A 20446-nucleotide genomic window follows, 5' to 3' on the forward strand; every position below is an offset into this window, starting at 1 on the left:
CGTTCCTTCGGCGTGCGCGGTCAACCGACCTAGCCCTCGGGTAAAGGCAACCTATCCTCGCGCACGATATCGGCCGTTTGACGGACGTGGCAGTCGCTTCGATCGACGTTTCCCGCTCCGAAAACGAGCCCGATAGCATGACCGAGCCGCTGTTGCGTGATGGCCCAGAGAGTTTGCCGCCCTCGTCCGAGGCGCGTCAGGCCAACCAGCCGAGTACCGAGCATCGCGCCGCCGATGTCGAGATGGCGCGCGTGCTCGGCACCACTCCGTTTCGCATGGCTTTGGATGCCGCCGGTGGCGGGATCGCTCACTGGAAGCACGAGCCGCTGCACGACGTCGTCGAGCCGATGAGTCACCACGTGATCATGGCCTATAACGGTACGATGCAGCGCATGGAGCGCCGCTCGGGACGCTCGGTCGCGATCGGCACGTTTCGTCCCGGGGTCGTGATCATCATTCCCGAGGGATCAAGCTCCCGATGGGATATTCCGAAGCCTGTCGACGTCGTTCAGCTCTATCTTCCGCGGACGACGCTCGCGCGCGTCGCTGATGAAGCCGACGCCCCATCGACTGATCTGCTGGAGCGGACGGCGCATCCGGACCCCGTTACGTCCAGATTGCTGTTGAGTGCGGCGGATGTGCTGCAGGGCAACGAAGCCCTCGATGCACTGTTCAGGCAGCAACTGACGGATCTTCTGGCGACGCGGCTGCTGGCGGCGCACACCGGCGCGCCGGCGCCGGTCCGGCCGGTTGGCGGCGGGCTGGCGCCGCAGGCGCTGCGCCGCGCCATCGAGCGGTTGCGTTCGGACAGCGAGGCCGACGTCTCGCTCGCGGCGTTGGCATCGGATGTCGGCCTCTCGCGCTTTCACTTCTGCCGCGCGTTCAAGGAGAGCACCGGGCTCTCGCCGCATGCCTGGCTGCGCCAGCACCGGCTCGAGCAGGCCATGAACATGCTGCGCGACACCGATGCATCCGTCGTCTCGGTCGCCGCGGCGCTCGGCTACGGATCGCAGACCGCATTTGCTGCCGCGTTCCGGAAGCTGACCGGCGAAACCCCGAGCGATTGGCGGCGGCGCCTGCGGTAGCAGCAATCGCTCTTCAGGTCGGGCAATCGCTCTGGGGCGCGCTCAGGCCCAATTCGCTAGATCATCGTGGCACCCATTGCCAACAACGGAGACAAGCGATGGCTTGGAGCGATTTAGGCAACTGCCTTGCGATCACGCGGCGAAGCCGGGTGGTTGCGACCGCACTCATGTACGGGCTCACGCTCACCGTCCGCTTCACCTCGGCAGCAGGTGATGACGCGGATTCGCCGGCACAGGCCTCCCAGGGCGCCAATGCCGTGACGTCGGTGATGATCGACGATACGGCTCGAGCGCTCACCCGGGACTGGCTCCCGGCGGCCGCGCAGCCGATCAGTCTTCGCCGCGGATCGCTGTCGAGCGCGCCAGGCTGTCGCGCAGCATGCGAGCGCGCACGGCGTGCGCCGTTTGTATCGAGCTGCGCCGCCCATCGATAGGTACGTGCCTTCGTTCCACCTCTTCGCGTCACCGATCGCGACAGGCTGCCGTCAGCGGCAAGCGGTGTCGGTCACGCGCGGACATCAGAGACTGCCAACCCAAGGAGATATCACATGCGACTAGTCATCATTGGCGCCGGCTTCGCCGGCATGTATGCCGCACTCTCCGCAGCCCGCCTGCGCGACATCCAGGGCGCATCGCCCGAGGAGCTCGAGATCGCACTGGTTGCGCCGGAGCCGACGCTCGTGGTTCGCCCGCGGCTCTACGAACCGAAGCCGGAAACGCTGACGGCGCCGCTGCTCGACGTCTTCAACGCGATCGACGTCGTCTACGTGCAGGGCAGCGCCGAGGCCGTCGACACCAAGGCGCGCACCGTGCAGATCGTCACCGCCAGGGACGCGCGGAAGACGCTGCCTTACGATCGGTTGGTGATGGCGACCGGCAGCCGGCTGTTCCGCCCCAACGTGCCCGGCCTTGCCGAACATGGCTTCAGCGTCGACAGTCTCGAGGACGCGGTCGCGCTCGACCGGCATCTGCACGGCCTCGCCAAGCAGCCGGCATCAGTGGCGCGCGATACCGTGGTGGTCGCCGGCGGCGGCTTCACCGGCATCGAAGCAGCGACCGAGATGCCGGCGCGCCTGCGGGACATTCTCGGCAAGGACGCCAAGCCCCGCGTCATCATCGTCGAACGCAACCCCGCGATTGCGCCGGACATGGGCGAAGGCCCGCGCCCGATCATCGAGGATGCGATGCGCAAGCTCGGGGTCGAGGGCCGGTTCGGCGCCGGCGTCGCCGAGGTCGGCAAGTCCGGCGTCACGCTGTCCAACGGCGAGCGTATCGAAGCCGCGACCGTGGTCTGGGCGGCGGGCATCCGCGCCGCGCCGCTGACCACCCAGATCCCGGCCGAGCGCGACAATTTCGGCCGGTTGCTGGTCGATCGCGACCTGCGCGTGCCGTCGGTCGCGGGCGTGTTCGCCACCGGTGATGCGGCGCGGGCCGCGTGCGACGATGCCGGCAACTACGCGCTGATGTCCTGCCAGCATGCGACGCGGATGGGCGCCTTTGCCGGCAACAACGCCGCGGCCGAGCTGCTCGGCGTCGCGACCAGGCCGTACCATCAGAAGGTCTATGTCACCTGCCTCGACCTCGGCGAGGCCGGCGCGCTGTTCACCCGCGGCTGGGAGCGCAAGGTCGAGCTGGTCGGCGACGTCGCCAAGAAGACCAAGCGGGAGATCAACACGGTCTGGATCTATCCGCCGCGTGCCGAGCGTGCCGCAGCGCTCGCATCCGCCGATCCGGAGCACGTCACCGAAGTCTAGGACGTCCTCCGAACCCGGCCGCGCCCTGCACGGGCGCGGCCACCGTCGACCGTCACAACTGGAGCTCACCACAGTGAAACACGAGACCGTGCGTACGTCGTCGTTCGCGATGCCGCTGACCAGTCCGGCTTTCCCGCCCGGGCCCTATCGCTTCGTCAATCGCGAATACTTCATCATCCAGTACCGCACCGATCCCGAAGCGCTGCGGCGTGTGGTGCCGGAGCCGCTGGAGTTGACCGAGGCGGTGGTGAACTACGAATTCATCCGCATGCCCGACTCCACGGGCTTCGGCGACTACACCGAGAGCGGCCAGGTCATCCCGGTGGCTTACAAGGGCCAGCTCGGTGGCTTCACCCATCAGATGTTCCTCAACGATCATCCGCCGATCGCCGGCGGGCGCGAGCTGTGGGGTTTTCCCAAGAAGCTGGCGCAGCCGAAGCTCGAGGTCGAGATCGACACACTGGTCGGCTCGCTGAACTACGGCTCGGTACGGATCGCGACCGGCACCATGGGCTACAAGCACCGCGCGCTCGACATCGCCGCCGAGGCCCGCAAGCTCGCCGCGCCGAATTTCCTGCTCAAGATCATTCCGCATGTCGACGGCACGCCGCGCATCTGCGAGCTGGTGCGCTACCATCTCGAGGACATCACGGTGAAGGGTGCGTGGAGCGGGCCGGCCGCGCTCGACCTGTACTCGCATGCGCTGGCTCCGGTCGCCGAACTGCCGGTGCTGCAAGTTCTGTCCGCCAAGCACATCATCGCCGACCTCACGCTCGGGCTCGGCGCCGTGGTGCATGACTATCTTGCCGCCGGCCAGGCCACGCCGCAACGCGGCGAAGCCCTGACCGCGGCGAATGCCGGCTGACCAGCCTCGACCATCATCAGGAGTTTCTGCAATGTTGAACGTGATGCGTGAGCAGATCGATGCGCCGTCGCAGCGGACCAGGTCGCTGCCCTACGACGTCGTGGCCCTGGTGCTGCAAGGCGGCGGCGCGCTTGGCGCCTATCAGGCCGGCGTTTATGAGGGCCTGCACGAGGCCGGCATCCGGCCGAACTGGCTGGCCGGCATTTCGATCGGCGCGCTCAACGCCGCTATCATCGCCGGCTCGCCGGAACGAGAGCGGGTCGAACGGCTGCGCAAATTCTGGGAAGGCATCTGTGCCACGCCCGTCGAATGGCCGGCGGGAGAAGGGCTCGCCAACGCCTTGCCGTTCGCCTTCGACATGCGGTCGGCGCACAATGCGCTGGCGGCGATGCGCGCCCTGTTCCAGGGGCAGCCCGGCTTCTTCAAGCCGCGCTTCCCGCCGCCGTTCCTGTCGCCGTTCTCGGGGGCTGCCGCGACGAGCTTCTATGACACGTCGGCACTGCGGCAGACGCTGGAGCAACTCGTCGACTTCGACCGGCTGAATTCCGGCGAGGTGCGCGTCAGCGTCGGCGCGGTCAACGTACGCACCGGCAATCTGACCTATTTCGACACCGCCGAGCGCCGGCTCGGTCCGAAGCATTTCATGGCGTCCGGCGCGCTTCCGCCGGGCTTTCCCGCCGTCGAGGTCGACGGCGAGCACTATTGGGATGGCGGCGTGGTCTCGAACACGCCCTTGTCCCGGGTGTTGTCCAGCGAGCCGCGCGACACGCTGACCTTCCAGATCGATCTGTGGTCGGCGAGGGGCCGCGTGCCCAACGACCTGATGGAGGTGTCGAGCCGGCAGAAGGACATTCAATATTCCAGCCGGACCCGCGCCATCACCGATCAGGCGCTGCGGATGCAGAAGATGCGGCAAGCCCTGCAGCGGACGCTCGCGCTGCTGCCGGAGAGCGCAAGGCAGGATCCGGAGATTCGCGAGATCGCTGAGATGGCCCGCCATCGCTCCTGCAACATCATTCATCTGATCTATCAGTCCAAGATCTACGAGCGTCACTCCAAGGACTACGAGTTCGGGCCCAACGCAATGCGCGCGCACTGGCAGAGCGGGCTCGAGGACATCCGGCGCACGCTGGCCGACCCGGGCCGGCTCGATCGGCCGGCGCCGGAGCTTGGCATCGTCACCCACGACATCCACCGGCGCGACTGAACCCGCGGCGCATCTCATCCCCACACCATCGAAAGGAACTTCCCATGTTGAAGGGCAAGGTTGCCATCGTCACCGGATCGACCAGCGGTATTGGGCTCGGCATCGCCAAGGAGCTCGCCAGCCTGCGCGCCGACATCGTCCTGAACGGGTTTGGCGACAGCAGCGAGATCGAGGCGATCCGCAGCGGCATCGAACGCGAGCATGGCGTGCGCGTCAGCTATGACGGCGCCGACATGTCGAAGGAAGATGCCGTGCGCGGCCTGGTCACCGCGACGGTCGCCAGTTTCGGCCGCCTCGATATCGTCGTGAACAATGCCGGCATCCAGTTCACCGCGCCGGTCGAGGAATTTCCGGCCGCCCGCTGGAACGCGATCCTCGCGATCAATCTGTCGGCCGCGTTCCATTCCATCGCTGCCGCGCTGCCGCGGATGAAGAAGCAGCGCTGGGGCCGCATCGTCAACATCGCTTCGGCCCATGGCCTCGTCGGGTCGACGCACAAGGCCGCCTATGTCGCCGCCAAGCACGGGCTGATTGGTCTCACGAAAGTGGTCGGCCTCGAGACCGCAGGCAGCGGGGTGACCTGCAATGCGGTCTGTCCGGGTTGGGTGCGCACGCCGCTGGTCGACAAGCAGATCGACGACATCGCCGCGCAGCGTGGCATCAGCCAGCAGGATGCCGCCAGAGACCTGCTCGCCGAAAAGCAGCCGTCGCTCCAGTTCGTCTCCCCGAAGCAGCTTGGCGGCACCGTTGCCTTCCTGTGCTCGGGCGCAGCAGACCAGATCACGGGAACGGCGATCTCGGTCGATGGCGGCTGGACGGCACGGTAGCGCACGGCTTCAGCCGGCCACATCCGGGTGATCGCCCATGTCATTGCTCGCGCGAGACCTGCTCGCATTCCCGGCGTCTGATGCTTCCGCGGATGACGCCATGGAGCTGTCGCGCATGGAGGCGCGCCTGCCGGCCCTGCTCAGCGTGATCGCCGGAATGGTTGACTGTACCGGCTTCTTCACGCTGGGCCACATCTTCACGGCCCACGTGACCGGCAACCTTGTGCTGGCGGCCGGCGTTGCCGTCGACGGCGGCTCGTTCCACTGGGCGCAGCTGTTGACCATCCCGGTCTTCATGCTGGCGCTGGCAACCGTCTGGCTGATTGCGCGCGCATCAGGCTTGCACGGCGCGCGACTGGTGCGGCTGTTGCTGCTGGTTCAGTTTCTGATCCTTGCTGCGTTGCTGGTCTTCAGCGTCGTCTCGAGGCCATCCTCCGATCCGGCGGGGTGTTGGCCGGCACGGCGGCGATGATGGCGGTGTCCGCGATGGCCTGTCAGTACGCGCTGCTGCGCATCGCGGTGCGGGGCGCCATCTCGACTGCGGTGATGAGCGGCAATCTGGCCAATGCCGTTTTATCGGCGATGGATTTGCTTTCGATCCGTCATCCTCTGCTGCCGCATGATGCGACGCCATTGAATCATTCGCTCGGCCGTTTGGCCGGGTTCCTTCTCGGCTGTGTCGTTGCCGCGGCGGCGGTCTCGGTGGCCGGAGACTGGACCTGGTCGCTTCCCGCAGCGCTGGCCGGTGTTGCGATCGCCGTGCGGTAAGTCGGCGCTCGAGATCGCAACGCGTTTCGTCGTTCGCCCCGGCTCCATTTAGAACGATCCTAAGAGTTGCTCCGAACGGCACGACGCATTGCCGCAGTTTCCCGGCGCGCTCGTTGCGCGATCGCAACACGATCAACGATAAGCCCGACACTGGACGGGTTCTAACCGCCGCGCTGCTGCGCGCATCCTTCATCGTGTTAGGCAAGAGTGGAGACTCCGGAATTAGGTAGCGACGTTGACTGCGACGACCAAATCCCTGCGGCGATGGGGCGCCGTCCACAAATGGACCAGCCTGATCTGCACATTGTTCATGCTGCTGTTGTGCATCACCGGCCTGCCGCTGATCTTCCACGACGAGATCGATGATCTCTTGCACAGTTCGGTCAAGCCGGCCGAAGCGCCGGCAGGCACGCCGCCGGCCGATCTGGACCATCTGCTGGCCAACGCGCTGGCGCAGGCGCCGGGCAAGGTGCCGCACTTCCTGATCTGGGATCGTGACGAACCCGGCGCGATATGGGTCAGCGTCGGTCCCTCGATCGATGCCAATCCGGTCAACAACCTGCTGATCCGGATGGACACGCATACCGGCGCCTATCTCGATTCCCCCGACGTGACCGGCCGCTTCACCTACATCATGTTGAAGCTGCACACCGACATGTTCGCAGGGCTGCCCGGCAAGCTGTTCCTCGGCTTGATGGGGATCCTGTTCTGCGTCGCGATCATCTCCGGCATCGTGGTCTACGCGCCGTCGATGCGGAAGCTGCGCTTCGGCGCCTATCGTGCGCAGCGGACCCGCGTCGTGCGCTGGCTCGATGTGCACAATCTCGCCGGCATCCTGCTGGTCGCCTGGACGCTGGTGGTCGGCTTCACCGGCGTCATCAACACCTGGGCCGATCTCGTGCTCAAGATGTGGCAGTTCGGCCAGCTCGCCGAAATGACCGCACAGTACAAGGAGCGCCCGGTGCCGTCGAAGCTGACCTCGCTGAACGGCGCGGTTGAGGTGGCGAGGCACGCGGTGCCCGGCATGACGCCGAGCTTCGTCGCCTTCCCGGGAACGCTGTTCAGCAGCAAGAGCCACTACGCGGTGTTCCTGCACGGCGATACGCCGCTGACCTCGCGGCTCTTGAAGCCCGCGCTGATCGATGCCGAAGCCGGAATGCTGACCGACAGCCGCGACATGCCCTGGTATGTGTCGACGCTGTACGTCTCGCAGCCGCTGCATTTCGGCGACTATGGCGGCATGCCGCTCAAGATCGTCTGGGCGCTGCTCGACATCCTCACCATCTTCATCCTCGTGACCGGCGTGTATTTGTGGATGCGCCGGCGCAGAGCGGGCGTGAGCCAGGAACGCGCCATCGCCAATGCCGCCGCGATCGACAACCCCGCGCTCACGTCGTGACATCAGCATGGTCGCACATCGCTCATTGACCCAGATCTTCGCTGCGCCGCTCGTCATCGCGATCGTGAGCACGGTCGGATTGATCAGCGCGCTGGTCGGCGACGGCTGGTGGGATGCCGTCTCATGGGCGGCGCTCGGCCTGCCCGTGCTGCTCTATTTGCTGTTCATCTGGCGACGCCGGCCGAATTGATCGGGCTAGATCAGCGCTTCCGCGCGCAGCGTCGCTTCGATCTCGCCGAGAATGCGCGCCAGCCGCTCGGCCCATGCGGTCTCGCCGGCCTGGTCGGAGATCAGGTCCTGGCGGATCTCGATGCCCGAATTCATCAGGCCGCGCTGCTCGCCATGCACCGGGATCGTGTAATCGGTCTCGTCGCTGACCGCATAGGGCTCGTTGTCGCCGACCACGAGATCGCCCTCGCTGCGCAGATGCTTGAGCAGCAGCGGCGGTAGCGCCTTGTCGTGGTGATACAACGTGCCGATGTGCCAGGGACGCGCGATGCCGGCATAAACCGGCGTGAAGCTGTGCAGCGACACCAGCACGGTCGGCAAGCCCTGCCGCGCACGTTCGTCGATGATGTCGTCGATGCGCCTGTGATAGGGATCGAAGATCTGCGTGCGGCGCATCTCGGCGGCTTCGCGCGACAGGCCTTCATTGCCGGGCACGGTGGTGGCTTCGCTGATCAGCGGCACCGAGCTTGCGACATGCGGCGGGCGGTTGCAGTCGATCACGAGCCGCGAGTAGCGCTGCGCGATCAAATGCGCACCGAGCAGGTCGGAGAGCTTCGTTGCGACGCCGGCGATGCCGATGTCCCAGGCGATGTGCCGCACGAGTTCGCTTTCGGGCAGGCCGAGATCGCCGAGCGGGGAGGGAATCAGCTTGCCGTAGTGATCGCAGGTGAGCAGGAAAGGTGAGCGGCCGGCAGGATTGTGTTCAAGAACCGGCGAAACATCGGTGCTTGCAAGCAGGAAGGATGGACTGCCGCCGTAATTCAAGGGCCTTTTTCCTCAACTTTGCCTATTCGAGCGGCATCTGGTCTGGAATCGAGCAGCTTTCTCTATAGATTAAGCGGTCCGAAATCACGATGATTGTTTGAAGATGCCGCTGCTGACTATTCATCACAAGACCGTTTATCGCTACGCACGCCCGGTGGCGTTCGGCGAGCACCGCATCATGCTGCGCCCGCGCGACGGCCATGATCTGCGCGTGCTCGACGGCGCGCTTGCGATCGATCCGCAGCCGATGTCGCTGCGCTGGATCCACGACGTGTTCGGCAACAGCGTCGCGATCGCAGCCTTCGACGAGCGCGCCGACACGCTGTCCTTTGTCTCGACAGCGACGGTGGAGCACAATCCCGCCGACAGGTTTGCGCTGACGCCGGACGACGCCGCCTATTTCTATCCGTTCCTCTACGACGATGAGGAATTCCCCGATCTGCAGCAGTTCATCACGCCGCAATATGGCGACCCGAACGGCGAGCTGTCGGCCTGGGCGCGGCGCTTCCTCGATGTCGAGGCGCCGACGCTGACTTTCAAGATCCTTAGCGACATGACGCATGGCATCCGCGAGACGTTCAGTTATCGCAAGCGTTACGAGCAGGGCACCCAGCATCCGCTCGATACGCTGCGCACGAAGTCCGGTACCTGCCGCGACTATGCACTGTTCATGATCGAGGCGCTGCGCAGGCTCGGCATCGCCGCGCGCTTCGTCTCCGGCTATCTGGCGATGCCTCCCGGCAGCGCGCATGGCTATGTCGGCGGCGGCTCGACCCATGCCTGGGTGCAGGTCTATCTGCCGAGCGCGGGCTGGATCGAGTTCGATCCGACCAACGGCATCGTCGGCACGCGCGATCTGATCCGCGTCGCTGTGGCGCGCGATCCGCGGCAGGCGATCCCGCTGCATGGCGTCTATCTCGGCGCTGCGGATGCCTTTCTCGGCATGGACGTCGACATCAAGGTCGTCTCGGTCGGCGAGAGCATGGCGGAGCGGGAGACGGCCTGACGATGCAGATCAGGGTCGGCTTCGAGATCACCTACACGGCGCCGCAGCCGACCCCGATGGTGATCATGTTGTCGATCCATCCGTCGCGTTACGCCGACATCGTCGGCACCGAGCGCATTGCGACCGAGCCGGATGTGCCGATCGGCCTCTATCGCGACGGCTTCGGCAATGTCTGCGGGCGTCTTGTCGCCCCTGGCGGCGGCGTCACCTTCCGCGGCAGCGCGCTGGTGCGCGATTCCGGATTGCCTGACGTCGTCAATCCGGCGGCGCAGCAGCTGCCGGTCGAGCAACTGCCCGACGACATGCTGCTTTATCTGATGCCGAGCCGCTATTGCGAGACCGACAAGCTGACCGACATCGCCTGGTCGCTGTTCGCCGGCACGCAGCCGGGCTGGGCGCGGGTGCAGGCGATCACCGATTTCGTGCACCACCACGTGACGTTCGGCTACCAGCACGCCCATCACATGAAGTCGGCGCACGACGTCTATGAAAGCCGCGCCGGCGTCTGCCGCGACTTCGCACATCTGGCGCTGACCTTCTGCCGCTGCATGGGCATTCCGGCGCGCTACTGCACCGGCTATCTCGGCGACATCGGGGTGCCGCCGGATCCCGCGCCGATGGATTTTTCCGGCTGGTTCGAGGTCTATCTGTCCGGCCAGTGGTACACCTTCGATGCCCGCCACAACACGCCGCGGATCGGCCGCATCCTGATGGCGACCGGCCGCGATGCCGCCGACGTTGCGCTCACCACGAGCTTCGGCCGGATGACGCTGGCGAAATTTGTTGTCGTGACGGATGAGGTGGCGGCGGCTTGAGCCGGTCTCTCGTCATCGCGAGAAGCGACGACTTGTCCGCCGAAGCCTTCGGCGAAGGCGGAAGCAATCCATGTCTCCGCTGCGCAATGGATTGCTTCGCTTCGCTCGCAATGACATAGAGGGCCATGACCTCCGATCTCCTCTTCGTCTACGGCACGCTGATGCGCGGCTTCGACCACCCGATGGCGAAGCTGCTGGCGGGCAATGCGGAATTCCTCGGGCCCGCGCAGTGCCGCGGCCGGCTCCACCTCGTGAAGCATTATCCGGGCCTCGTCGTGTCGGACGATGCCGCCGACATCGTGCATGGCGAGCTGTTCCGCTTGCGCGAGCGCGAGGCCATGCTGCGCGAATTCGACATGTATGAGGCCTGCGGCGAGGGCTTTCCGCAGCCGACCGAGTATGTCCGCGAGATGCTCAAGGTCACGCTCGCCGACGGCAGCGTGAGCGAGGCGTGGACCTATCTCTACAACTGGCCGGTCACCGAGCTGCCGCGGATCGCCTCAGGAAAATTCCTCGAGCACTAGCGGCTTCACACTTCCCGCTCGACGCGGATGTCGACCTCGCGCTCGACGAAGCTCCATTCCTCGGTCGCGCGCAGCATGGCGACCAGTTCGTCGAACAGGCTCGCATGCTCGGGTGCGAATTCGAACCAGGTCAGGAAGTCGAAGGGCATGCCGAGGTCGCGGGCGTGAAACAGCTGGCGGGCGATCGCCGGCAGGTATTTCAAGGTCCCTGCGATGTGGTGCGACTTGTCCTCGAAGATCTTGCGGCGCTCCTCCTGGGTCAGCTCCCACCATGCCGCGGATTTCCTGATCGGGATCAGCGCCGCATGCGTCGCCTCGCTGCGGCCGAGCCCGGCCTGAACGGCGGCGAGCTTCTCGCGCTCTTCCTTCTCGGTGTAGCGCAGATGGCTCGCAACGCCGGCGAGCCGCCAGGAGGTCTGCGCCGGCAGCAGCGGCAGCGCGATCGCATCGCTCGCAACGATCGACAGCGCCGCGACCTTCGGCAGCGTCTCGCCCTTCACCCGCGTGATGGACGTGACCTGCCAGCCGCCGCTCTGCCCGCCTCTGAATGTCGTGAACATGGCCTATCCAATCCCGGAACCGGGGAGGGGGCAAGGTGGCTGAAACGTCTCTCCACCGAGGAATCCGGGGTAGCCCGGTGGTGCGGCGGGGCCTGTGAATAGCCCGGAAAAATCCCACATTCTTCGTCCAACCACCCGCCGCCCCTATATGGCTAACCGGTTGATCAGCGACTCACCGGATACCACGCTAAAATCGATCCATGCGTTTCACACCCGAATTCCTCGACGAGCTGCGTGCCCGGCTTCCGGTCTCGGAAGTCGTGGGCAAGCGCGTCAAGCTCAAGAAGGCCGGGCGGGAGTGGAAGGGGCTGTCGCCGTTCCAGCAGGAGAAGACCCCATCGTTCACGGTCAACGACCAGAAGGGCTTCTACCACGACTTCTCCTCCGGCCAGCACGGCAACATCTTCGACTTCGTGATGCAGACCGAGGGCGTCACCTTTCCGGAGGCGGTCGAGCGGCTGGCGTCGATGGCCGGCATGGCGATCCCGGCGGCGAGCCCGGATGCGGCGCGGCACGAGCAGCGCCGCCGCACCCTGCACGACGTGATGGAACTCGCGACCAAATTCTTCGCCGACACACTGGCCTCGCGCAATGGCGCCAAGGCGCGCGGCTATCTCGCCGACCGCGGCATCTCGCCGGCGACCCAGCTCCAGTTCCGGATGGGCTACGCGCCGCCGGATCGCTTCGCGCTGAAGGAGCATCTGGGCGCGCAGGGCATCTCCACGGAGGACATGGTGGAGGCGGGGCTGCTGGTGTCCGGCGAGGACAAGCCGGTGCCGTTCGATCGCTTCCGCGACCGCGTCATGTTCCCGATATCGGATGCCCGTGGCCGCGTCATCGCGTTCGGCGGCCGCGCGCTGGAGAAGGACGTTCCAGCAAAGTACCTAAATTCGCCGGAAACCACGCTGTTTCACAAGGGCGACAATCTCTACAATCTGTTCACCGCGCGGCAGGCCGCCCATGACGGCGCGCAGCTGATCGTCGTCGAGGGCTATGTCGACGTCATCGCCATGGTGACGTCGGGCTTTCCCGGCGCCGTCGCGCCGCTCGGCACCGCGCTGACCGAGAACCAGCTCGGCCTGCTCTGGAAGATGGTCGACGAGCCGATCCTCTGCTTCGACGGCGACCGCGCCGGGCAGAAGGCCGCGTACCGCGCGGCCGACATTGCCTTGCCGCAGCTCAAGCCCGGCAAGAGCCTGCGCATCGCGCTGCTGCCGGAAGGGCAGGACCCCGACGATCTCGCCCGCTCCGGCGGCCGCGCCGCGATCGAGGACGTGATCTCGGCCGCGCGTCCGCTCGCCGACATGATCTGGTCGCGCGAGATCGAGGGCGGCAATTTCGACACCCCCGAGCGCCGCGCCGCGCTGGAGGCTCGGATCGGCGAGCTCACCAATGGCATCCGCGACGAGGTGGTGCGCCGCTATTACCGGCAGGACCTGCAGGAGCGGCTGCAACGCAATTTCGCCCCGGAGGGCGGCCGCGGCGGTTACGGCGGCGGCTTCGGCAGGGGCAATTTCGGCGGCGGGCGAAGCGGCGAATCACCCCGCCAGTTTGCCCCCCGCGGCCCGGCCCGAGGCGGCCAGGGGGGCCGCTTTGGCGGCAAGGGCGGCGCCACCCCCGGGATTTCACGGGGCCCGTATCAGGCCGCGAGCCCCCAACTCGCCAACAGCTCGATCATGCGCGGCCAGCGCAGCGCGATCTCCCGCCGCGAGGCGCTGATCCTGCTATCCCTGATCAACCACCCCTGGCTGCTGCACGACCATCTGGAGGAGGTGGCGGCGCTGGAGCTTGCCCATCCCGAGGCCCACAAGCTCAGGGCCGCCATTATCGCGGCCTTTGCCCACGATCATCACCATTCCCCTGACGTCGAGGAGCAGGCCGAGAAGATGCGCGCCGACCTTGAGGCAAGCGGATTATCGCAGATTCTTCAAAGGGTTGAGCGGGCGATCACAACCCAGGCGGTGTGGGGGACGCAGATCGGCGCGGCGCGCGAGGATGTTTTATCAACCTGGCGTCAACTCGTTGCCTTGCATCAGAAAACCCACGCCTTACTTAGGGAAAGAAAAGATGCGGAAGCGGCCTTGGCTGAAGACTCCAGCGAGGCCAATCTGGCATGGTTGCAGGATATCCAGGCCCGGATGGCAGAAGCCGACGGGACCGAAGCCCTGATTGAAGGGTTCGGCGAATTATCGGGCCGGTTCCAGCGTAATGTCTGATAACAAAAATGCTGCGGACGGCGCCGGCCGAACCCGCAAAAAGACTCGCCAAATCCATGGTTTGGCTGCAAAAACAGGGTTAAGCGAAACTTAATAGCCTCGCGGCTATTCAAGATTGGAAACCGTCGAGACGGATGACAGGGGTGGCGAGATTTTGCGCCGCCCTTTGTGCGTCGAGAGAGTAAATCTAGATATCATGCCGATGTGTGCGCGTGGCGCCATTTTGCATGACCGCGTTTCGGGAGCTTAGTGAATGGCCACCAAGGCAAAGACGCTGCAGGTTAAGGACAAGGAAAAAGACGACAAGGCGGCGGATGCTCCTGAGAAGGATTCCGCTGACGCGCCGTCGCCGTTGCTCGACCTGTCGGATGCCGCGGTGAAGAAGATGATCAAGCAGGCCAAGAAGCGCGGCTTCGTGACCTTCGATCAGCTCAACGAAGTGCTGCCCTCCGACACGACCTCGCCCGAACAGATCGAAGACATCATGTCGATGCTCTCCGACATGGGCATCAACGTCACCGAGGCGGATGACTCTGAAGGCGAGGACGAGAAAGACGACGGCGACGACGAGACCGATAACGAGCTCGTCGAGGTCACGCAGAAGGCCGTCACCGAGGTCAAGAAGTCGGAGCCCGGCGAGCGCACCGACGATCCCGTGCGCATGTATCTGCGCGAGATGGGCACCGTCGAGCTGCTGTCGCGCGAAGGCGAAATCGCGATCGCCAAGCGCATCGAGGCCGGCCGCGAGGCGATGATCGCGGGCCTCTGCGAGAGCCCGCTGACCTTCCAGGCCATCATCATCTGGCGCGACGAGCTCAACGAAGGCAAGATCTTCCTTCGCGACATCATCGATCTCGAAGCCACCTATGCCGGCCCGGAGTCCAAGGGCGGCATCAATCCGAACCTGATCGGCAACAACGGCGCAGAGGGCGCGGCCGCTGAAGGCAATGGCGGTGATGCGCAGGCCGGTGCGCCGGCCCATGTCGCGCCGCCCGCAGCGCCGCCGTCGCCGACCCCGTTCCGTGCAGCGCCCGCCGGTGGCGAAGCCGGCACTGAGGAGAAGGATCCCGGCGAGGCCGCCGCCGAAGGCGACATGGACGACGACGAGTTCGAGAACCAGATGTCGCTCGCCGCCATCGAGGCCGAGCTGAAGCCGAAGGTGGTCGAGACCTTCGACAAGATCGCGTCCGAGTACAAGAAGCTGCGCCGTCTTCAAGAACAGGATATCGCCAACCAGCTGCAGAGCGAGTCGCTGTCGCCCTCGCAGGAGCGCAAGTACAAGAAGCTGAAGGACGAGATCATCGTCGAGGTGAAGTCGCTGCGCCTCAACCAGGCCCGCATCGACTCGCTGGTCGAGCAGCTCTACGACATCAACAAGAAGCTGGTCTCCTTCGAGGGCCGCCTGCTGCGCCTCGGCGACAGCCACGGCGTCGCGCGCGAGGACTTCCTGCGCAACTACCAGGGCTCGGAGCTCGATCCGCGCTGGCTCAACCGTGTCTCGAAGCTCTCCGCCAAGGGCTGGAAGAACTTCGTCCATCACGAGAAGGACCGCATCAAGGACCTGCGCCACGAGATCCAGTCGCTGGCGGCGCTCACCGGGCTCGAGATCGGCGAATTCCGCAAGATCGTGCACGGCGTGCAGAAGGGCGAGCGCGAGGCCCGTCAGGCCAAGAAGGAGATGGTGGAAGCCAACCTCCGTCTCGTGATCTCGATCGCCAAGAAGTACACCAACCGCGGCCTCCAGTTCCTCGACCTGATCCAGGAAGGCAATATCGGCCTGATGAAGGCGGTCGATAAGTTCGAATATCGCCGCGGCTACAAGTTCTCGACCTACGCCACCTGGTGGATCCGGCAGGCGATCACCCGCTCGATCGCCGACCAGGCCCGCACCATCCGCATCCCCGTGCACATGATCGAGACGATCAACAAGATCGTCCGCACCTCGCGCCAGATGCTGAACGAGATCGGCCGCGAGCCGACTCCCGAAGAGCTCGCCGAGAAGCTCGGCATGCCCTTGGAGAAGGTTCGCAAGGTTCTCAAGATCGCCAAGGAGCCGCTGTCGCTGGAGACCCCGGTCGGTGACGAGGAAGACTCGCATCTCGGCGACTTCATCGAGGACAAGAACGCGATCCTGCCGATCGACGCCGCGATCCAGTCCAACCTGCGCGAGACCACGACGCGCGTGCTGGCCTCGCTCACGCCGCGCGAAGAGCGCGTGCTGCGCATGCGCTTCGGCATCGGCATGAACACCGACCACACGCTGGAAGAAGTCGGCCAGCAGTTCTCGGTCACCCGCGAGCGCATCCGCCAGATCGAAGCCAAGGCGCTGCGCAAGCTGAAGCACCCGTCAAGGTCGCGCAAGCTGCGGAGCTTCCTCGACAACTGATCCAGTCGGTATCCATCGAAAAGAACGGCGGGCTTGGGCCCGCCGTTTTTGTTTGGCTAGATCGCATTACGTTTCGAAGGCTAGCGCCCGCGGGCCACCCCTCTCCCCAACCCTCCCCCGCAAGGGGGGAGGGAGCCTGACTAGCGTGCTTGCATCACATCGCTCTACGGCTGGCACTTCGCGCAACGATGCGTGCCATGTGCTGCTGGTCGCAGACGTGAGGGACGTGCTGGCGGCAGGGCTCCCTCCCCCCTTGCGGGGGAGGGTGGGGAGAGGGGCGCCGCTTGCTCTGATGCTGATGGCGTTCGGAGACAGGTCAGCGAGTGGACTTGGCGACGCAACCAGCTCGCCCGCGCTACTTCTTCTTCGCCCCGACCCGCTCGATGGACTTGATCTCGAGCGGCGGGCGGCCACCCTTTTCGGCGATCTCGCGGTCCTGGTCGCGCAGGAAGGCGCGCACCGGCTCGTCGCCGTCGAGCCCGCCAATGAGCTCCGAGGGCACGCGGCGGTTGGAGCGCTGCGAGCCGTCTTCATAGAAGACGTTGAAGAAGGCGAATTCGCCTTTGGGATTGGTCCCGGGTTTTTTCGGCATGCGCGGCTTGTCCTCGATCGGAGCAGGGCTGTCAAAGCAAATCCTGCGCGCTTGCGCGCTGGGCTGCCCTGCGCAATCCGGCGGCGAAGGCCCTTGCGATGCGATCGGACGTAGTCCCGCGACATGTCAAGATGACAACGGCCTGCGAGATGTCCACCGTTCTGTTGCGTCCGGTGTCCGCCTCAGCCCTCGAACAGCACGAACGCCGCCCACACGCTGGCGTCCTTGGCGCCCGCGACCTTGCCGTCGCGCGCATCGCGCCGGGTCTGGCGCAGCGCGTCGGAATAGGTCAGGCCCTCGGCGAGGTGCTCATAGAAGCGCACCGTGAAGTTCGCGGTGCCTTCATCGGCGACCGGCCACAGCGTCAGCAGCGCGCGGCGCGCGCCGGCGATGCCGAGCGCGGTCGGCAGGCCGCGCAGGCCGCTGACAAAACTCTCGTCGCCGCGGCCGGTCTCGCAGGCCGACAGCACCAGCAGATCGAGCCCGGACAGGTCCCAGTCCATCAGTTCGAAGGCATAGAGATAGCCGTCCTTGTCGTCGCGCAGCGGCCAGCGGCTGTCGCCGGCGCCCGACAGCACGATGCCGCTCTGCCAGAGCGTGTCGAGGCCGGACGCGGTGCTGTCGTGATAGAAGCCGTGGGTTGCCAGATGCGCGATGCGGACCTTGCCGATCGCCTCGCGCAGTGCGGCTTCGCTGACGCCGCTTCCGGTCAGCATCACGACCGGGGCGCCGCGCGCGCGGGCGAGCTTGGCGATCGCCTCGATCTCGGTCCGGGTCGCCGGCAGCTGCATCGGCCCTGGAACGCCGTATTCTATGCCGCCGGCGAGCAGCATCGCGCCGGTCTTGTCGATTTTCTCGCGCGCATGGATCGCGATCAGCGCATCGGGGCTGGTCAATAGCCGGATCGTGAACTTGTCCTCCAGCAGGCCGCCGTCGCCGCCGGGCAACAGCGAGAACGGCACCGCAAACAGGAATCCGTCCGGCACCACATAGAGCGTGGTCTTGTCCTTCAGCATGGCCTCCAGCGGTGCGAACAGCCGCGCGTGCAGGCTCTGGAAGCGGCCTTTGGTATCGAGCGCCCTGGTGTCGGAGCTCTTGTCGACGTGCTCTCTGGCGTCGAGATCGGGGACGGTGGCCCGTGTCGTCCGCAGCCGCGCGATCTCGGTCCGCACGCCGGTGTCGACCGTCTTGCCGGGATCGCCGAGATCGACCACGCGCGGCTCGCTCGTTGCGGTCTCGACGATGGCGTAGAGCACGGTCGCCGCCAGCGGCTCCTTCGACTGCCGGTCCGCCTTCCACTGCCGCGTGATGAAGTAGTTGACGACGGCTTCCTGCGCGGCGAGCAGCTGCGCGGGACGGATCGGATCTTGCGGCAGCTTCACCCCGATCGCATCGAGCCGCTTGGCCAGCGCCTTCTCGGCCGCGTCCTGCCGCTGCCACACCGATCTCGCCCAGTCATCGATATTGCCCGACGAGAACAGCTCCTGCTTCTCGCCGTTGAGCCGGAGTGCTGTGCGCACCAGCGCTGCGGTCTCCGCGTCCTTATCCGCGAGCTCGGTCTCGAACCGGCGCAGCGCGGTGGCGTCGCCGCCGCCGAGCGTCTTCCAGCGCAGCACGGCGGCGGCAAAGGCCGGCTGCGCGACGGCGGAGCCGGCCCCGGTGGCGAAGCGGCCGAATGCGAACAAGAGATGGTCGGCCTGGGCGCGGATCGCCTCCGCGACGGCACGATCGCCCGCGGTGCCGACCTCGCGTTTCATCCAGTCGAACATCTCACGGTCGAGCGCGGTGAAGTTCTGCACCGCGCGGTTCGGATCGACAGCGATCAACGCGGTCGCGATGCCGAGCTTGATCTCGAAGGAGATTGGATGCTGCGCGGTGAAGGCGCGGGTTGCGATCGCCAACGCAATTTCGCGCAGCCGCATGCCCTTGTCGCGTTCGCCGCGCGCCTCGCGCTTGCCGGCGGCCAGCACAGCTGCCTTGATGCGGAGGAAATCGGCAAAGTTCTCCTCATTGGCGACGATCGCCTCCAGTCGTTCCAGGTCGGCCGGCGAGATCGCTGTGTCGCCCGCCTCGAGCATGTCGGTGTAGAACAGCCAGGCGTCGGCCTGTCCGGCAAACGTTGGATCCTTCGGCGCCAGCGCGGTCGCGATCGCCCGATGCCGGCGGAAATAGCGGCGAGCGTCGTCGAAGCGGCCGAGCGCGAGGAAATCCTGTCCGGCATTGTTGACCGTGACCAGCGTGTTGAGATGGTTCTCGCCATAATGCTTGGCGCGACCCTCGATCGCGAACAGGTCGAGCTCGAGCGCCTTTGCCGGCGCGCCGATCTCACGCAGCATGTCGGCATAATTGTTGGCGAGTTTCCAGGTGGTGCGATGGTTGGGCCCGAGCGCCTTCTCTGCAAGCACGAAATTATGCCAGCCGAGGTTGGTCGCGGACGCCGCCGATCCGTTGGCCGACAGTGCGACCGCGAGCTTGTCGTTGGCGATCAGCGACACTTCGGAGCCTTCGCCCCAATAGGCGTTGAAGGCCGCGATCGCCTTCATGTAGAGCGGAACCGCTTCGGCGATCCTGGCGTGGTCGGAGACAAGGATGGCGTACATCAGCAGCAGGTCGGCTTTGCCGGGCGTCGATTGCGCGGCCGCCTTGCTCTGAAATGCGCACACGAACAGCTTTTCGGCAAGATCGTCGCGCTTGACCGCGCGCAGCGTCGCAGTTGCCTCGAAATACTGCCCCATCGCGAACTGCGCATCGTCGAGCCTGTCGGTGGCGTCGAGCGCGGCATTGAGCTGCGCAAAGCCTTCGTCGATCTTGCCGCTGCGCGTCAGCGCGATGGCGTTCTTCAATTGCGCAGTGACTGTCGGCACGCTGTTTGCGCCCTGCGCCGGCGCTCGCCTGGCGCGGGAGTCCTGCGCGGCTGCACTGTCGACCGGTCCGGTCAGGACAGTGCCGAACGCGAGGACGATGCCAAGCGATGCGGCGGCCCTGCGCACGCGTGCGAAACCCAAGGCGATCGTCATCGGCAGCACATCCCCATTTCAAATTCGTCACCGGATGCATCCCCAAATGACGGCGTCGTTGCGGCAGCTTGCCCGGCTTTATCGTCGCGCCCTTGCGTGAACAAGACACGGCGGCCGGCCGTGCGGGCGGAACCGGCTTGCCGGGCTCGTGCTTCTTGGTCGCCACCGGCGCCTCCGGCGTTCACCCATCGGCGCGCCTCCGAACCGCCCGCGCGGTACGCCGCTGCTTGCATGCCAGCGGCAGGATCAAGCCATCGGATGATGTTACCGCTGGTCGCCGCGTTCGCCCGGCAACCGCCTTTCGCTTCGAAGCCGAAACGCGCCAGCGCCGAAAGCATTGATTTTTCTGACCTTCGTCACTTGCACCATCCCCTCCGATTCGCGTATGAGGCGCAACCTTGCTTTCATACAACTTTCCTCCTGAGAGCCGAT

The 20446-nt window shown here is 65.7% G+C and carries 19 protein-coding genes; 14 read left to right on the plus strand and 5 right to left on the minus strand.

The genetic code is table 11. From position 1 onward, the window contains the following. Positions 1-137 precede the first annotated feature (137 nt). From FBZ93_RS16385 to FBZ93_RS16430, 9 genes are all read left to right on the plus strand, one after another. Complete coding sequence (locus FBZ93_RS16385; protein ID WP_146986928.1) at positions 138-1085, plus strand: helix-turn-helix transcriptional regulator; 948 nt, start codon at positions 138-140, stop codon at positions 1083-1085. Positions 1086-1633: 548 nt separating this feature from the next. Then, complete coding sequence (locus FBZ93_RS16395; RefSeq protein WP_146986930.1) at positions 1634-2839, plus strand: NAD(P)/FAD-dependent oxidoreductase; 1206 nt, start codon at positions 1634-1636, stop codon at positions 2837-2839. Positions 2840-2912: 73 nt separating this feature from the next. Next, the gene (locus tag FBZ93_RS16400) at positions 2913-3704 is read left to right on the plus strand and encodes an acetoacetate decarboxylase (protein WP_146986931.1); all 792 of its coding nucleotides are present in this window, start codon (positions 2913-2915) and stop codon (positions 3702-3704) included. Between the two features lie 31 nt (positions 3705-3735). After that, entirely contained in the window at positions 3736-4911 is a 1176-nt protein-coding gene (locus FBZ93_RS16405; RefSeq protein ID WP_146986932.1) for a DUF3734 domain-containing protein, read from the plus strand. Positions 4912-4955: 44 nt separating this feature from the next. Then, entirely contained in the window at positions 4956-5738 is a 783-nt protein-coding gene (locus tag FBZ93_RS16410; RefSeq protein WP_146986933.1) for a 3-hydroxybutyrate dehydrogenase, read from the plus strand. A gap of 37 nt (positions 5739-5775) precedes the next feature. Beyond that, a complete protein-coding gene (locus FBZ93_RS41740; RefSeq protein ID WP_146986934.1) occupies positions 5776-6210 on the plus strand; it encodes a DUF1275 family protein in 435 nt (144 codons plus the stop codon). Continuing rightward, positions 6189-6506 (plus strand): DUF1275 family protein, encoded by a 318-nt coding sequence (locus FBZ93_RS41745; protein WP_167529062.1) that lies wholly within the window; start codon positions 6189-6191, stop codon positions 6504-6506. The genes FBZ93_RS41740 and FBZ93_RS41745 overlap by 22 nt, the downstream gene beginning before the upstream one ends. Before the next feature lie 235 nt (positions 6507-6741). Next, positions 6742-7905 (plus strand): PepSY-associated TM helix domain-containing protein, encoded by a 1164-nt coding sequence (locus FBZ93_RS16425; RefSeq protein WP_146986936.1) that lies wholly within the window; start codon positions 6742-6744, stop codon positions 7903-7905. Between the two features lie 7 nt (positions 7906-7912). Beyond that, a complete protein-coding gene (locus FBZ93_RS16430; RefSeq protein ID WP_146986937.1) occupies positions 7913-8095 on the plus strand; it encodes a hypothetical protein in 183 nt (60 codons plus the stop codon). A gap of 5 nt (positions 8096-8100) precedes the next feature. Here FBZ93_RS16430 and FBZ93_RS16435 read toward each other — a convergent pair whose 3' ends face one another. Further along, a complete protein-coding gene (locus FBZ93_RS16435) occupies positions 8101-8898 on the minus strand; it encodes an N-formylglutamate amidohydrolase (RefSeq protein ID WP_146986938.1) in 798 nt (265 codons plus the stop codon). A 103-nt stretch (positions 8899-9001) separates the two neighbouring features. Between FBZ93_RS16435 and FBZ93_RS16440 the strand changes: the two genes are divergently transcribed. The 3 genes from FBZ93_RS16440 (at position 9002) to FBZ93_RS16450 (ending at position 11243) form a co-directional block, all read left to right on the plus strand. Next, positions 9002-9904 carry a transglutaminase family protein gene (locus FBZ93_RS16440; RefSeq protein WP_146986939.1) on the plus strand — a complete coding sequence of 301 codons (903 nt, stop codon included), beginning with the start codon at positions 9002-9004 and terminating at the stop codon, positions 9902-9904. Positions 9905-9906: 2 nt separating this feature from the next. Next, entirely contained in the window at positions 9907-10719 is an 813-nt protein-coding gene (locus FBZ93_RS16445) for a transglutaminase-like domain-containing protein (protein WP_146986940.1), read from the plus strand. Positions 10720-10844: 125 nt separating this feature from the next. Continuing rightward, positions 10845-11243 (plus strand): gamma-glutamylcyclotransferase family protein, encoded by a 399-nt coding sequence (locus tag FBZ93_RS16450; RefSeq protein WP_146986941.1) that lies wholly within the window; start codon positions 10845-10847, stop codon positions 11241-11243. A gap of 5 nt (positions 11244-11248) precedes the next feature. On the opposite strand, the gene FBZ93_RS16455 is transcribed toward FBZ93_RS16450, so the two are convergent. Next, positions 11249-11803: a chlorite dismutase family protein gene (locus FBZ93_RS16455; RefSeq protein WP_146986942.1), complete on the minus strand. Its 555-nt coding sequence runs from the start codon at positions 11801-11803 to the stop codon at positions 11249-11251. A gap of 200 nt (positions 11804-12003) precedes the next feature. Here FBZ93_RS16455 and dnaG point away from each other — a divergent pair, with 200 nt between their 5' ends. Both dnaG and rpoD read left to right on the plus strand, forming a co-directional pair. Beyond that, complete coding sequence (gene dnaG / locus FBZ93_RS16460) at positions 12004-14019, plus strand: DNA primase (protein ID WP_146986943.1); 2016 nt, start codon at positions 12004-12006, stop codon at positions 14017-14019. A 253-nt stretch (positions 14020-14272) separates the two neighbouring features. Beyond that, positions 14273-16405, plus strand: coding sequence for an RNA polymerase sigma factor RpoD (rpoD, locus tag FBZ93_RS16465; RefSeq protein WP_146986944.1), 2133 nt, complete (start codon positions 14273-14275; stop codon positions 16403-16405). 355 nt (positions 16406-16760) lie between these two features. On the opposite strand, the gene FBZ93_RS16470 is transcribed toward rpoD, so the two are convergent. The 3 genes from FBZ93_RS16470 to FBZ93_RS16480 all read right to left on the minus strand — a co-directional run bounded on the left by FBZ93_RS16470 (position 16761) and on the right by FBZ93_RS16480 (position 20352). Beyond that, on the minus strand, positions 16761-16997 hold the full coding sequence (locus tag FBZ93_RS16470; RefSeq protein WP_050426044.1) for a hypothetical protein: 237 nt from the start codon (positions 16995-16997) through the stop codon (positions 16761-16763). A gap of 182 nt (positions 16998-17179) precedes the next feature. Then, a complete protein-coding gene (locus FBZ93_RS16475; protein WP_146986945.1) occupies positions 17180-20014 on the minus strand; it encodes a CHAT domain-containing protein in 2835 nt (944 codons plus the stop codon). Beyond that, entirely contained in the window at positions 20011-20352 is a 342-nt protein-coding gene (locus FBZ93_RS16480; protein ID WP_146986946.1) for a hypothetical protein, read from the minus strand. Before FBZ93_RS16480 ends, FBZ93_RS16475 begins: the two co-directional genes overlap by 4 nt. Positions 20353-20446 lie beyond the last annotated feature (94 nt).

This window comes from Bradyrhizobium macuxiense, assembly GCF_007993935.1.
GTDB lineage: Bacteria > Pseudomonadota > Alphaproteobacteria > Rhizobiales > Xanthobacteraceae > Bradyrhizobium > Bradyrhizobium macuxiense_A.

What these genes read in the sequence shown, in the direction of transcription:
- FBZ93_RS16450 (WP_146986941.1), top strand. Translation starts at nt 10,845, where the DNA reads ATGACCTCCGATCTCCTCTTCGTCTACGGCACGCTGATGCGCGGCTTC.
- FBZ93_RS16410 (WP_146986933.1), top strand. Translation starts at nt 4,956, where the DNA reads ATGTTGAAGGGCAAGGTTGCCATCGTCACCGGATCGACCAGCGGTATT.
- FBZ93_RS16430 (WP_146986937.1), top strand. Translation starts at nt 7,913, where the DNA reads ATGGTCGCACATCGCTCATTGACCCAGATCTTCGCTGCGCCGCTCGTC.
- dnaG (WP_146986943.1), top strand. Translation starts at nt 12,004, where the DNA reads ATGCGTTTCACACCCGAATTCCTCGACGAGCTGCGTGCCCGGCTTCCG.
- FBZ93_RS16395 (WP_146986930.1), top strand. Translation starts at nt 1,634, where the DNA reads ATGCGACTAGTCATCATTGGCGCCGGCTTCGCCGGCATGTATGCCGCA.
- FBZ93_RS16470 (WP_050426044.1), bottom strand. Translation starts at nt 16,997, where the DNA reads ATGCCGAAAAAACCCGGGACCAATCCCAAAGGCGAATTCGCCTTCTTC.
- FBZ93_RS16385 (WP_146986928.1), top strand. Translation starts at nt 138, where the DNA reads ATGACCGAGCCGCTGTTGCGTGATGGCCCAGAGAGTTTGCCGCCCTCG.
- FBZ93_RS16445 (WP_146986940.1), top strand. Translation starts at nt 9,907, where the DNA reads ATGCAGATCAGGGTCGGCTTCGAGATCACCTACACGGCGCCGCAGCCG.
- FBZ93_RS16480 (WP_146986946.1), bottom strand. Translation starts at nt 20,352, where the DNA reads ATGCTTTCGGCGCTGGCGCGTTTCGGCTTCGAAGCGAAAGGCGGTTGC.
- FBZ93_RS16440 (WP_146986939.1), top strand. Translation starts at nt 9,002, where the DNA reads ATGCCGCTGCTGACTATTCATCACAAGACCGTTTATCGCTACGCACGC.
- FBZ93_RS16405 (WP_146986932.1), top strand. Translation starts at nt 3,736, where the DNA reads ATGTTGAACGTGATGCGTGAGCAGATCGATGCGCCGTCGCAGCGGACC.
- FBZ93_RS16475 (WP_146986945.1), bottom strand. Translation starts at nt 20,014, where the DNA reads ATGACGATCGCCTTGGGTTTCGCACGCGTGCGCAGGGCCGCCGCATCG.
- rpoD (WP_146986944.1), top strand. Translation starts at nt 14,273, where the DNA reads ATGGCCACCAAGGCAAAGACGCTGCAGGTTAAGGACAAGGAAAAAGAC.
- FBZ93_RS16455 (WP_146986942.1), bottom strand. Translation starts at nt 11,803, where the DNA reads ATGTTCACGACATTCAGAGGCGGGCAGAGCGGCGGCTGGCAGGTCACG.
- FBZ93_RS41740 (WP_146986934.1), top strand. Translation starts at nt 5,776, where the DNA reads ATGTCATTGCTCGCGCGAGACCTGCTCGCATTCCCGGCGTCTGATGCT.